This is a genomic window from Gammaproteobacteria bacterium, from assembly GCA_013001575.1.
Classification (GTDB): Bacteria; Pseudomonadota; Gammaproteobacteria; order Steroidobacterales; family JABDMI01; genus JABDMI01.
The window spans coordinates 1-13,976 of record JABDMI010000064.1 but is presented as its reverse complement, the minus strand read 5'-3'; the positions used below and the strand labels follow the sequence as shown (position 1 = coordinate 13,976).

General features: G+C 48.3%; 12 protein-coding genes. 4 read left to right on the top strand and 8 right to left on the bottom strand.

Annotation, left to right across the window (positions count from 1 at the left end; translation table 11 throughout):
- From HKN88_05830 to HKN88_05815, 4 genes are all read right to left on the bottom strand, one after another.
- On the bottom strand, positions 1 to 173 hold a 173-nt coding region (locus HKN88_05830; protein NNC97575.1), incomplete at its 3' end, for a hydroxymethylglutaryl-CoA lyase.
- Between the two features lie 14 nt (positions 174 to 187).
- Complete coding sequence (locus HKN88_05825) at positions 188 to 817, bottom strand: 2-dehydro-3-deoxy-6-phosphogalactonate aldolase (protein ID NNC97574.1); 630 nt, start codon at positions 815 to 817, stop codon at positions 188 to 190.
- 33 nt (positions 818 to 850) lie between these two features.
- The gene (locus tag HKN88_05820) at positions 851 to 1,762 is read right to left on the bottom strand and encodes a 2-dehydro-3-deoxygalactonokinase (GenBank protein NNC97573.1); all 912 of its coding nucleotides are present in this window, start codon (positions 1,760 to 1,762) and stop codon (positions 851 to 853) included.
- Positions 1,762 to 2,526, bottom strand: a complete 765-nt coding sequence (locus HKN88_05815) for an SDR family oxidoreductase (protein ID NNC97572.1) — start codon at positions 2,524 to 2,526, stop codon at positions 1,762 to 1,764. The genes HKN88_05820 and HKN88_05815 overlap by 1 nt, the downstream gene beginning before the upstream one ends.
- Before the next feature lie 135 nt (positions 2,527 to 2,661).
- On the opposite strand from HKN88_05815, the gene HKN88_05810 reads away from it, so the two are divergent.
- Together HKN88_05810 and HKN88_05805 are read left to right on the top strand one after the other, a co-directional pair.
- Positions 2,662 to 3,567, top strand: a complete 906-nt coding sequence (locus tag HKN88_05810) for an SMP-30/gluconolactonase/LRE family protein (GenBank protein NNC97571.1) — start codon at positions 2,662 to 2,664, stop codon at positions 3,565 to 3,567.
- A 31-nt stretch (positions 3,568 to 3,598) separates the two neighbouring features.
- Positions 3,599 to 4,321, top strand: a complete 723-nt coding sequence (locus HKN88_05805; protein ID NNC97570.1) for a FadR family transcriptional regulator — start codon at positions 3,599 to 3,601, stop codon at positions 4,319 to 4,321.
- Here the strand turns inward: HKN88_05805 and HKN88_05800 are convergent.
- Positions 4,318 to 6,276 (bottom strand): beta-galactosidase, encoded by a 1,959-nt coding sequence (locus tag HKN88_05800; protein ID NNC97569.1) that lies wholly within the window; start codon positions 6,274 to 6,276, stop codon positions 4,318 to 4,320. The two genes, HKN88_05805 and HKN88_05800, sit on opposite strands and share 4 nt — an antisense overlap.
- Positions 6,277 to 6,285: 9 nt before the next feature.
- Positions 6,286 to 7,731: an SLC5 family protein gene (locus HKN88_05795; GenBank protein NNC97568.1), complete on the bottom strand. Its 1,446-nt coding sequence runs from the start codon at positions 7,729 to 7,731 to the stop codon at positions 6,286 to 6,288.
- 314 nt (positions 7,732 to 8,045) lie between these two features.
- Between HKN88_05795 and glpK the strand changes: the two genes are divergently transcribed.
- Both glpK and glpD read left to right on the top strand, forming a co-directional pair.
- On the top strand, positions 8,046 to 9,530 hold the full coding sequence (gene glpK, locus HKN88_05790; GenBank protein ID NNC97567.1) for a glycerol kinase GlpK: 1,485 nt from the start codon (positions 8,046 to 8,048) through the stop codon (positions 9,528 to 9,530).
- Between the two features lie 38 nt (positions 9,531 to 9,568).
- Complete coding sequence (gene glpD, locus HKN88_05785) at positions 9,569 to 11,059, top strand: glycerol-3-phosphate dehydrogenase (GenBank protein ID NNC97566.1); 1,491 nt, start codon at positions 9,569 to 9,571, stop codon at positions 11,057 to 11,059.
- On the opposite strand, the gene HKN88_05780 is transcribed toward glpD, so the two are convergent.
- Both HKN88_05780 and HKN88_05775 read right to left on the bottom strand, forming a co-directional pair.
- Positions 11,056 to 13,293, bottom strand: coding sequence for an alpha-galactosidase (locus tag HKN88_05780; protein NNC97565.1), 2,238 nt, complete (start codon positions 13,291 to 13,293; stop codon positions 11,056 to 11,058). The genes glpD and HKN88_05780 overlap by 4 nt on opposite strands.
- A gap of 60 nt (positions 13,294 to 13,353) precedes the next feature.
- Positions 13,354 to 13,824, bottom strand: a complete 471-nt coding sequence (locus HKN88_05775) for a DUF3372 domain-containing protein (protein ID NNC97564.1) — start codon at positions 13,822 to 13,824, stop codon at positions 13,354 to 13,356.
- Between the last annotated feature and the right edge of the window lie 152 nt (positions 13,825 to 13,976).

Here is a 13,976-nt window from a genome sequence, read left to right as displayed (position 1 = left end):
TTGGGGTGCACAAAACTGGCCACCTCGATGCGCTTCACCCCGGCATCAATTGCTGCATTGATCAGGTGTAATTTCTGGTCAGTGCTGAATAATTGCGACTCGTTCTGCAAGCCATCGCGCGGGCTGACCTCAACGATCTCGATGTCAGGTATTTGTGGATTTTGACCTTGCATGATGCCAAGTATATCTAGTTAACTGTCGTCAATGCATTAAATGCATGCACACTCGCCCGGGCATTGCGTTGTATCTCTGCCATGCTTTTGTCTGGCGTGAATAATGAAGACCCCAAACCAAAGCCAGTGATTCCAACATCGTGAAATCTCTGCATATTTTTCTCGTCTACCCCGCCAACAGCAAAGGTAAGCGTGGCAGCGGGTAACACGGCGCTCAATGACTTGAACATGTCCAATGACAATGCTCCGGCCGGGAAAAACTTGAGTCCATCCGCGCCCGCGGCCAAGGCACTGAAAGCTTCGGTAGGGCTAGCACAACCTGGCAACGACTCCATATTGAGTTGCTTGGTGGCTCGAATAACCGCGGGATTAGTGTTTGGAGACACGATCAGTTGACCACCGGCGTCATACACTAACTGAACCTGATTTTGGGTTAACACCGTGCCTGCGCCGATCAAACACGTTTCGCCATATTCACCCGCGAGTAAACTGATCGCGTCCAGTGGATCGGGTGAATTGAGGGGCACTTCAATGGCGTCAAAGCCTTCTTTAACCAGTAATTCTGCAACCGACAACACGGCTGAAGCCTGTACGCCTCGCAAAATTGCCACTAAAGGTTTTATGTTTTGCAGGTTCTTCAAAATATTCTCGAAATAAAGTTTGTCTTAAGCGGATAACTATGACAAAAGACTCTGGACTCCACTGATAAATGCCGTTTCGCTTGCGTAATCCTGCGCTTCGATGCCCATTGTCTCCAGGGCGAGTAAATAGGGTTGTTGTAATTTGTCTCCGCTGACCAAATGCACACCTTGCGACAGATCGAACATGGACTGTGCACTATTGATCTCGTCTGCAATCAGCATGCCAGATAAATACGAATACAAGGAGTCGACCTTGAGACTATTGCTCACCACTCGTGAACGAACTGAGAACATACTGTGCAAAAAATTGCATCCGGAAGCAACATTGGACTCTCGATAGTCCTGCAAACCATTCAGGAATGAAGCCTGATCGAATTCATGGGAATCGATCAACGACCCGATACTGCTGTGCATAAGCATTAAGGCAAAAATCTCGCCAGTCATCATGCTGGCAAAATTATGAATCGTATTGTTATTTACACTAACCCATTTTGAATGCGTGCCCGGCAAACACAGCACGGCCGGTTTACCTTCCAGGCAATGCATGGCACCCAAAACCTGAATTTCTTCACCACGCATCACATCGGGAAAACCACCAGGGCTTGTGCATTGCAGGCCGTGAAAAATGCGGGTTTCACACCCTAATACATTGTCCAATTGAGTAAACTTATCTTTTTGCTCACCAACCGAGATCGGGCAATAACTGTATGGTGTTTCTACCCAGCCATTACGACTGCCTATAACTCCGCCAAGATAAATATTCTCTATGTTATATTTTTCCACCCAGTCGGCACAGGCATTTTGCAAAACCTTACTGAACGAGCTGGTGATGTTCATGACCCCATGCTGATTTCTGCAGGCATCAATTAATTCAAACTTGTCGTTTAACAAATACGCGCGGAACGAGGTCGTGCCCCAGTCGACTGCAATACAATGTGCGTTAGCCATTAAACGCGCCCGCCATCCACTATTAACATTTGTCCGGTGATCATGGCCGACGCTTGTGAAGCCAGAAATAATGCTGGTTGTGTGACATCTTGTACTTCGATGCTGCGTTTCAGGCTTTGTTCGGACAAACATTGCTCAATGGCTTCGGGCGTGACCCAAAGTTCTTTTTGGCGTGCAGTCATTACCCAGCCCGGGATCAGGGTGTTGACACGAATATTGTCCGGACCCAGCTCGCGTGCCAGCGCTTTACTCAAACCGATGATGCCTGCCTTGGCGGTAACGTATGAGGCGTAGCCCGCGAGACCCAGCAGTGCGGCATTCGAACCGAGATTGATGATGCTGCCACCACCCAACGCTCGCATGTCTTCAATGACCGCCTGGGCGGTGAAAAAATGCGGCCGCAAATTGGTGTGCATGGCCTTGTCCCAGTCTGCGGGTGAATAGTCGATCAGATCATGACGCAAATCGCGTGCTGCATTATTAATTAGAATTCCAATCGGACCTAATTGTGACTGTACCTGCGTGATGGCAGTTTTTAACGCGTCCAGATCGGTAATGTCACATTGAATATACAGTGGACGAATTCCCGTTTCTTGCTCAACCGAATCGCACAACGCATCGGCCGGATCTTCGGATAAAGAAACAAATGCCGGCTTTGCACCTTGCTGGGCGAATGCGCGAACCATTCCAGCACCGATTCCCGAGCCGCCGCCGGTAATAAAAACCACCTTATTTTTCAGATCAGGAAATAACGCTGTGGACATGCTTTTGGCCAAAAAATGGATAATTTAACAAAAATAACATATTTATATGATTAAAATACATTGTAAACTATGTTTCTGATTCTGGCGAGAATTCTGACTATTTAGCCCGAATAAAATAATAAGCCATTACTAGATATGCACCTGACTAAGCACATCGCTCTAATAAAATCTCTGACGGTTCAAAATACCCTGGGCGAAGGAATCCAATGGAATTCCGCCTCTGGCGAGATTTGCTGGACGGATATTATCGATAAAAAGCTCTACACCTACCAGCCCGAGACCGGTGATCTCAACGCTAAGATCATGCCACAGGCCGTATGTTCTTTTGCCTTTATTGCAAATACTGATTTGATGTTGATCGCCTTTGATACAGGCATTGCAACTTATGATCCTCAGAATGAACAACTTGCATGGCTTTATGCTGATCTGTGTGATGGAGTCACAGAGCGCTTGAATGATGGACGTGTTGACCGACAAGGTCGCTTTTGGGTTGGTAGCATGATGTTACGCTCGGTGGATGAGGACAATCCTGCGAGCGGAAAACTTTATTGCCTGGATAGTGATGGAGAATTGCATGTTAGAGAAACCGGTATGCATATCTCCAATGGATTGAGCTGGAGCCCGGATGGGCACACCATGTACTTCGCCGATTCACCGCGGCGTGAAATTTACGCTTACGACTTTGATGTGACCAGCGGCAATCTATCTCACAAAAGAATATTTATAAACACACCACCAAACACTTATCCGGACGGTGCTTGCGTGGATGCCGACGGCTTTTTATGGAGCGCACACTGGGGCGCCAGTCAGGTTGTACGCTATTCACCTGATGGCAATATAGATTGCGTGGTCAAGACCCCGGCAAGTCAGCCTTCCTGCCCGGCGTTTGCCGGGATTAATCTGGATATACTGTGTGTTACCAGTGCTCGCCAGGATCTGCAAGCCGAGCAACTGAACGAGCAGCCTCGGGCAGGTGATGTGTTTTTGTACCAAACTGATATACGCGGAATTAGTGAACAACAGTACCAAGCCGAAATATAATAACCTCTAAACTTAATAAAAAGAGATTCCCATGAGTGAACGTTACAAAAGTCTGACCATGAGCATAGTCGAACGACTCGGTATGAAGATCGTGCGTGGTGCGTACGGCAATGACAAACCGTTTCCAACCGAAGCCGAACTCTGTACTGAGTACGATGTGAGTCGCAGCGTATTGCGTGAGGCGGTAAAAATGCTGACCTCCAAGGGATTGCTGAGTGCGCGACCGCGTCAAGGAACCAAAGTCCGGGAAGAAGAACACTGGAATTTACTTGACCCCAATGTGTTGCGCTGGTTACTCGAACGCGACTTCTCATTGCAATTGCTCAAAGAGTTCACCGAAGTCAGACTCTCGATCGAACCCGATGCGGCCGCACGTGCCGCCGAGCGTGCCTCGACTGAGGACAAAGAAAAGATCCAACACGCCTTACAGCGCATGCAGGCAGCAGAAGAAGGAAAAGATGACCCGCTGTTATCCGACATCGCCTTTCATGTTGCGATTCTGGAAGCGAGTGGAAACCGCTTTTACCGCCATATGAAAGATTTCAGTGAAACCGCATTACGTATCAGTATTCGCTTGACCAACCAACGCAAAGGTGTACGTCTGGCCAGTGTGAATGATCATAAAAAAGTATTGGATGCAGTTCTGGCCGGGGATCCTGAACTGGCTCGCACCAATATGCAGTTTTTACTGACCGAAGCGATGGAGCTGATTGCCGATGCGCAAGACGAGCAATCCGGGCACACTACAAACTAGAGGTTTTGAAACACACTGTAGGAATAGGGCTCAACCTTCATTGAACCAATAATGAAATCACCTGCAGCCGTGATGTTTGCTGTTTGAGTTTGATTGGAATAATTGAACAAAAATACCAGATTATTTCGACGCACCACACGCAGACCTTCCGCACAACGGTAATTCTCGATTTCAAGCTCGGTACACAAGTCTGTAAACAGCTCACGCATAAAATCGGCATCGGTCAAACACCCCAGATACATAAGCGGCCCATTTTTCAGTAAGGCTGGTGAACCATTGGCGTATGTGGCCACAATCTCACAGTCTTGCTGCTCAAGTTCTTCCCGCCAGCCAAAGGATTGATAAGTCTCACCCTTATACTGCAAGGCCTCTCGCTGTTCGGGGTGCGTGGTATCTACTGATAAAACTTTCACTGGTAAGAGTGTTTGCAATGCGCCCGGCGCGAGGTTGTCGGGCAAACTGAATTCGGCGGTTTTACTGCCACTTCTTGGACCAAACAACCACAAGGCATCGCTGTTTTTGACCGTATCGATCAAATGCTCGGGGATAACCGGTAAGCACGGCGCAACAACGAGTGAATATTTTGATACATCGGAATCAACCGAAACAAAATCCACATCTATGCCCAATTCACGCAATACAGAATAAAACGCAAATTCAACTTTTTCAAAATCAAATGCCACCCCTTGTTGCTCAATGCGCGTGACCCAACGTGCATCGGCATCCGTCATCAGTGCCACTTTGGCAGGCCGATAGGCCGGTGCATGCAAATTCAATTTGGCCAGATCGGCTTGCAGGTCTTTAATTTCATCCCAGGCCCTTGCCTTAGTGCTGTCATTTCTTAATAAACCGGCATGCATTTGTTCTTGCGCAAAGGGAATTTGTCGCCAACGAAAATAACTCACACACTCGGCGCCATGCGCGAATGCCTCCATGCTCCAGAATTTAACCATGCCGGGCTCGGGGCGGGGATTATTGTGTGCCCAGTTAACCGGCCCAGGTTGTTGTTCCATGATCCAGAAATCCCCGACACTCAAGCCGCGCACCTGGTCAAAAAAATACGCCGAATAATCCGGGTGGCCGGTGCGTTGATAGGGCTCGATCTTGGTTCGTTCGCTATCTGCGAAAAACAGATCACTGCGCCCCAGGGGGTAATTATCAAAACTGACAAAGTCCAACCCTTCGGCCAGAGCGAAATTATCCGCTTCGGTATCGCACATCGGAATAAAGTTATGAGTGATAAATCGATCCGGCGCATGCGCCCGAATAATATTGATGATGTCGCGATGAAACGCCACCAATTGGTCAGAAGCAAATCGCTGATAGGCCAGACGATGGGCGGGATTGGCTTCGGTGACGGTTAAGACCGGTAATTCGATCTGCTCAAAATTATTGTATTCCATCGACCAGAACACATTGCCCCAGGCCTGGTTAAGCTTGCGAATATTTTGATAACGATGTTTGCACCAATTTTGGAAGGCGTATTTTGCGGCAGGTGACGCACTTAGCGTGGTGTCATGACAACCGAGTTCGTTATCGGTTTGCCAGCCAATGATGGCCGGATGATCACCATAGCGTTTCACCAGGATCTCGGTGATGCGTTTGGCTTCACGTAAAAAATTCTCGCTGGAAAAATCCACATGGCGGCGCGAGCCAAACCTGCGGGTTGCACCCGTGTTTGGATCAACCGGGAGAATGTCGGGGTATTTATCGATCAACCATTTTGGCGGGGTTGCGGTGGGGGTTCCAAAAACAATATTCAGTCCCTGCGCAGCAAGTATGCCAATCGCCTCGTCCAGCCATTTGAATTTGAACAGTCCATCTTCGGGTTCAATGCGTGACCAGCAGAATTCTCCTATGCGTACCACCTCCAGACCCAAGTCACGCATTTGTTCAGCATCACGTTGCCATAATTGTCGCGACCAGTGCTCGGGGTAGTAGCATACACCTAACATTTTCGTATCCTATGCAAGCAGCGGTTTACCCAAAACAAATTCGGATTTTTGCCTGAAGATAAATTTGTTAATCAATAAAGCCACGGCGATACACCAGAAAAAGTTGATAAACATTAGGTGAATGTAGTGCGGCAGACCTTGAATGCCCAGCGGATTATTCAGGAAAAAGGCATATGTTCCAGCGCCCACCAAGGCAGCAATAATCGCGGCCCAGGCATTAACATTCTTGAAAACCAATCCAACCACGAAGGTAGACAGGATCGGCATGCTGAATATGCCCCAGAGTTTTTGCAAGGTATCAATAATACTTCGCGCTTCCTGGAACACGGGTACCAGTAGCAAGGCGATTACTGTGAAGATCAAGGTTATCCAGCCGCTCAATTTAGGTACATCGGGGTCTTCGGTAATGTACTTCTCATGTATATCACACACATATAGCGCCACCGATGAGTTCAACATACTGTTGAACGATGTCAGTACCGCCGCGGTGATCGCGGCTGCAAAAGCCCCGACCAACCAAGGTGGCAAGAGGTCTCCAACGATCTGGCCATAGGCCGCATCGCCCACATCACCAAACAGTTTAAAGGCCACGATGCCCGGAATTACGATGATTGGCGGCACGATCAACAAACGAATAAAGGCGGCCGCAATGACGCCTTTTTTGGCTTCACTTACGGTAGGTGCCGCCATGGCACGCTGGGTGATGACCTGATTGGTACTCCAGTAAAACGTTTGTATCAAGAGCATGCCGGTAAGCAGGGTATGCCAGGGAATGTCGGAATCCGAATCACCGACCAAAGTTAAGCGTTCTTTGGGGATTCCGGAAAAATCAAAATTGATTGCATCCAGGGCGAGATACACAACCATCAAAGCGAGACCCAGTAATAAAATTCCACTAAAGGTATCAGACACAGCAACGGCTCTTAAGCCCCCAAAAATACTATAGGCTGCACCCAGGGCTGCAAATCCAATCGCTATATACATCAAGGAAAACTCAAAACCAAACACCGACTTCATGAAAAGAGAACCGGTGTAAAGAACGGCCGGTAAAAATACAAATACATTAGCGGCCAGAAATAACAGACTGATGGTGGCACGGATATGTTTATTGTTATAGCGTTTCTCCAGTAACTCCGTTGTGGTGGTGCATTCATACTTGTAATAGATCGGAATAAAAATATAGGCCAGAATAAACAAACCCACCACCGCAGAAAACTCCCACAAGGCAACCAGTAACATTTGACTGCCATTCATGCCAACCAGTTGATCGGTGGACAAATTTGTCAGGGTGATCGACCCCGCCACAAAGATCCAGGACAAACCGCCACCGGCTAAAAAGTATTCGCGATTAGAATCTGCACTGCGTGGCTGATCTTTGCATTTGAGGTAAGTCACCCAACCGATCAATCCGGTTAAGAATAAAAATACTGCGATTTGAACGGGCTCTAAAGTCAAGTGGCACCTTTGTTATGATTTTGATCTGGCATTGTGCTGTCAGCACTCTACTGTAGCCAGGTGCAAACAGCAATATACCCTAATTGTTGAGAGTAATACCCGTTAAGAGTTGTGGTTGCACCAAGCGGCCGAGTAAAATTACTGCCTTGCTTATCGCACTGACAACGCGCCTGGCTGGAAAGCAGAATGAACTGGCTTAAGACATAATATATGACTTATCATATAATTAAAATCAATTGGCGGTTAAAACCTCAAATACTAGGTATTTCATCGGCGAATTAAGCTCAAAAACCATTTTTACAGGGATACCTGTCATGACCGATACAACTTATATTCTTGCCATCGACCAGGGCACCACCAGCAGTCGCGCCATTGTTTTTGACCAGAATTCGAAGATCGTTGCCGTCAGCCAGCTGGAGTTTCCCCAACATTATCCTGACGATGGCTGGGTTGAACACGATCCGGATGACATCTGGCAAACCACGCTAACCGTTACTCGTGCTGCCCTGGAAAAAGCCGAATCTCTGGGTGGTTCGGTGGCGGGAATCGGTATTACCAATCAACGCGAGACCACCATTGTCTGGGACAAACGCAGCGGCACCCCGATCTACAATGCCATCGTGTGGCAAGACCGACGTACCGCAGCTGTTTGTGAGGGCTTGATCAAAGACGGCTTGCAAGACATCGTGAACCAAAAAACCGGTTTACGGCTTGATCCGTATTTCTCTGCAACCAAAGTCAGCTGGATTCTGGATAATGTCGAGGGAGCACGCGACCTTGCTGTCGCGGGTCACCTCGCCTTCGGTACTGTAGACAGTTTTTTGATCTGGAAACTCACCGGGGGTCAGGTACACGCCACCGATGTGACCAATGCCAGTCGCACCAACCTGTTCAATATTCATTCGCTGGATTGGGACCCGGAATTATTGGAGATTTTCAAAGTACCCGCGAGTGTATTACCCGACCTTAATGAATGCGCTGACGACTACGGCATGAGCGAGGCCAGTATATTAGGACGCGCCATTCCTATTCGCGGGGTGGCTGGTGATCAACACGCTGCGGCCATCGGGCAATGCTGTTTCAGCGCAGGTTCGATCAAAAGTACTTACGGCACCGGATGTTTTATGTTGTTAAATACCGGCGATCAGGCGGTCTTGTCCAAAAACCGTTTACTCACAACCATAGCCTACCAGATCGATGGTCAAATAAGTTATGCCCTGGAGGGTTCAATCTTTATTGCCGGCGCCGCCGTGCAATGGTTACGTGACGGCATCAAGATCATTGACAACGCGGCCGATACCGAAGCGTTGGTCACCTCACAAACCACTCACCCGGGTTTGTATCTGGTGCCCGCCTTCACCGGGCTGGGCGCACCACACTGGAATCCAAACGTGCGCGGTGCCTTGTTTGGGATTACCCAGGCAACCAATCGTGCAGACCTCGTTCGCGCCACCCTGGAATCGGTGTGCTTTCAAACCAACGATCTGTTGACCGCGATGCATAAAGACGGTGGCAACCCGTCAATGTTGCGTGTGGATGGCGGTATGGTCGCGAATAACTGGTTACTGCAATTCTTATCGGACGTATTACAGATCCCGATCGATCGCCCGCAGGTTATGGAAACCACGGCTTTGGGTGCCGCGTATCTGGCTGGAAAATCTCTTGGGGTGTATGGCGACTTTGATGAATTCTCAAAGCAATGGGCCGTAGATCAACACTTTGAACCACAAATGACTGTGGATAACAGAAACACTCTTATCGCTGGCTGGGATGAAGCGATCCGCCGACTAACCGCATAACGCTGGATACAAATAATTGATCAGGACGATAACTTGATATGAGCAACGAATTACTCGACATTTTTATTATTGGTGGTGGCGTGAACGGCACCGGCATTGCCAGAGACGCAGCCGGTCGTGGACTGAGTGTGATGCTGGTGGAAAAAGACGATCTCGCCTCGGGCACTTCCTCGGCCAGCACCAAACTTATCCATGGTGGCTTGCGTTATTTAGAGAATTATGACTTTATGCTGGTTCGGCATGCCCTGATCGAACGAGAAGTTTTACTGCGCTCGGCGCCGCACATCATCTGGCCATTGCGTTTCATCTTGCCGCACCACAAAGAATTACGCTCTGCATTCATACTGCGCGCCGGCTTGCTTATTTATGACAATCTGGGCGGACGCAAAGAATTACCGGCCACCAAAACACGCAATTTGCGTACACACAAAACCGGTAAACCCCTGGACCCCAAACTGCGCAAGGGTTTTGAATATTCGGATTGCTGGGTCAATGACGCCCGCCTGGTAGTACTCAATGCTTTGGATGCCCACGAGCGTGGTGCAGTCATTAAAACCCGCACAGAATTTGTGTCTGCCAAACGCGCACAAGGCGTCTGGGAGATTGTGTACAAAGATGAGCTGGGTGAACAAGTGGTGCGTGCACGCGCCATGATCAATGCCGCTGGCCCCTGGTTATCGCTCACTGATGACGAGATCAAGGATTCCAAACCGGCCACGATACCGGTGCGCTTGATCAAAGGCAGTCACATTATTGTGAACCAGGTATACGAAGGCAAACACGCGTATATTTTTCAGCACCCGGACGGTCGGATTGTTTTTACCATTCCGTACGAAGGAAAATTCACCCTGATCGGTACCACTGAAGCCGAACTGGAAGGTCGCATTGAAGACGCAAAAATTTCGGAAAAGGAGATTGAATATTTATGTGATCTGGCGAGTAAATATTTTGTTACTAAAATAAGCCCCGACGATGTGGTGCACACCTATTCCGGGGTGCGTGGGCTTAAAGACGAAGATGAAGACGCCTCGGAAGTCAGTCGCGACTACGAATTAAACCTGGACAATGTTGACGATCAGGCACCCTTATTAAGTGTGGTGGGTGGCAAAATAACCACCTTCCGGCGCCTGGCCGAAGACGCCATGGAAATTCTATGCCCCATTTTGGGTAATGAAATGTCTAACTGGACCGAAGACGCCTTTTTACCTGGCGGAGATCTTGGCGGCATGACGATCAAGAAATTTCTTAAAACCAAACACAAACGCTATCCCTGGTTTAGCAAAGAAGAAATGCTCAGACTCTGTCAGGCCTATGGTTCACGCATCGACGAGGTATTACGTAAGGCGAAAAGCAAACAGGAACTTGGACGGGATTTCGGGGCCGGGTTTAGCGAAGCCGAATTGCAATACTTGATCAAGACCGAGTGGGCCACACAAGCGGAAGATGTTTTATGGCGCCGCAGTAAATTGCTTTTGCATCTGGACGCGAGCCAACAACAGGCCGTCGCGGATTATTTGGAAAAGTATTAAGATTTTTCCAACACAATAATCGTTGATACAAAATCACCGCCATCCAGTACTTCCACTCTTTCCTTATCGCTTAAACGCGACGGCGATGCATCCGAGTTTTGGGTGGTGCTGACCAAGGGCAAGTCTAAACCGGCTTGCATCAAGGCCGATCCGGAATAGATTTTTGTACCCTTTTTATACAAGGCGTCTTGATCCAGACCTCTCAACAGCGCGCTGCGAAATGCTGCATTGGGCTTGGTCAGAATGGAAAAATACCCAATGTAGATTGTCTGCTTATCGGCCGAGATCAACTGCCAGCAAACCTCATTGTCGGTATAAAAGATCCGGTGAAAACTGCCATTCACCGCATCCTTAGCCGTGTGTTTATAGCGTTGGATGAAATTCTTAATGGCTGATTCGTCTTGTGCAACATCCTCTAAGTTCATTGATACGCCACGATTGCCACAAAAAAATCCGACATTAAAGCGGGTTTCCAGGGAGGTGATACGTCCGTTTTGATGATTGGGCACCGGACACAAATACGAAGAGTAGGTTGACAGTGGAAAGATGTGTGATGCGCCGTTTTGAATCGCCAAACGCCCGATGGGATCAGACATATCACTGACCCAGCTCTGGTTCATGTAATGCAACATGCCGAGATCGTGCCGATTACCGCCGCTGGCACAATTCTCAAATAAAATATCTGGATATTTTTGGGTTAAGCGATTCACCAGATCGTACACACCCAACATGTAACGATGGGCAATCTCTCCTTGTCTGGACGCTGGATGTCCGGCCGAACCCAACTCGGTCATGGTTCGGTTCATGTCCCATTTCACATAATCGATCAAGCCACAGGAAAATAACTCATCCAGTTGCTGATAAATATTCTCGACCACTTCCGGCCGGGAAAAGTCGAGAGTCAGTTGATTGCGCCCAAGGGATGACTCTCGCCCGGGCACATGCAGTATCCAGTCCGGATGCTCGCGATAAAGCGCACTATCCGTATTGGTCATTTCAGGTTCCACCCAGATACCAAACTTGAGATCAAGGTCTTTAACTTTTTTAGCCAAAGCCGGGATACCCGATGGAAAGCGTTTTTTATCCGGTGTCCAATCGCCTAATGAGCGGCGATCATCAGTGCGACCCTCGAACCAGCCGTCGTCAACCACCAGCATATCCAACCCTAGTGACTGGGTGTATTTTGCCAATTCAAAAACTTTTTTTTCATCGATATCAAAATACGCCGCTTCCCAGGTATTCAAATAGGTAGGTCGTGCTGCATGGGCGAAAGTCGGTGGACTGACTTGATTTTGAATAAAACCGTGTAAGTTTTGACTCATGCGGTCCAGGCCCGAACCCGAATACACATGCACCACTTCAGGACAAGTGAAAGTTTGTCCGGCTTCCAGTTGCCAGGAAAAATTGAACGGATTGATGCCGGCCAGCAATCGCACATCCTTGAATTCGTTGCGTTCAAGCGTGATGGAGAAATTTCCTGAATACATCAAAGCCGTCCCGATCACCCGACCCCAGGTTTCTGATGCACCCGGTTCCAGTACCGCCATGAAGGGATGATGCTGCGCACTGCTGGTGCCACGCGCGGACTCTATCGTGAAACGCCCGTAAGGGAGTTCATGACGTTTGGCGTCGAACTCGCGCGCCCAACTGCCTCCGAAATGCAAAAGCTCATAGTCTTGCTGTGGCAAGTCCAGACAGGTGCTCATCGCCTGTTCCAGGTTTATGCTATTTGCGGACTGGTTTACAATTTTCGCGGAACGCGTGATGACATCAAAGTCGGCATATATCGTGTAATACAACAACACCGAAAGTTTTTGCAGCTCGTCGTATAACTCGATCTCCAGTGATGCACAATCACCATCACGCGCTGAAGGCAATCCGTCCAGCGGCATTTTGTTATCCAGGATCCGATGCGCCTTGTAGCGCAGGTCGAATATAGAATTGCCCTGAGCATTACGTGCATGCAGGGCCGGTTGCCGGTAATCCGAGCTGCCAAACAAGGGGTATTCTTGTGGCAGATCGTACAAACTGAATTGCGGCATGCCCTGGAACTCGGGCGACAAGGAACGCAGTACGCGTTTATGTTGCGACTGAAAATATTCGGGATGTGTGATCGCGCCACCAAAATGCAAATGCTCGAGAATGCCTTCCTCGTTCACCTGCATCATATAACTGATGCGGGAATTGGAAAGCACAAACTTTTTGTTGTCGAAGATCTGTATCAGGCCGGACATAGTCACCCAAATGGAATCAATAATCTAGGCGATTATAAAGAAATATGGAATGTAATAGGTTTAATCAGTCACAAAAACCGCAGTCGTCAAGCCTGGCACTGTAAACCCATGGGAACTGGCGAAGCTCTGTTTGACCACCTTGTCGATTCCTGTTATTTGTACAGGGTGCAAGTGATAATTGTTTGAATTCTTAAATGAGAAAAATTGTGACTTGTTACTGAAATTGAAAATAACCAGAACATTTTCATTTTCGCCAGTGATGCTCATCACGATCAGCCCCTTCTGTTGCTTTTCACCGGTGTTATGAAACTGCACTTTTTCCAAAATCTGGTCTGACGTGCTTAAACGGAAATGCGGCATACCAGCACGAATCGCCAGAAACTCCTTAAAAATCCCATAACTGAATTTGATTTCCTTTGACCCCACCTGATCCTTGCCCTGATTTTTTTGTATTATGTTGCGGATAAGCGGCCAGTTAACTTGATCTTTTTCCGCTGGTGGTAAACCAATGTGATAAAAATTATCTTGCATGGAGAAATCGACACGATTGAACCAGTCTGCGTAATCGTAACTGTCGCGTAAAAAGGATTTTGATCGTAATAACTCAGAGCCCATATGAATAAATGGAATGCCCTGAGCAAGCAGCACAAAGGACAGGCTTTGATTGTGCATGCGTACCCGTT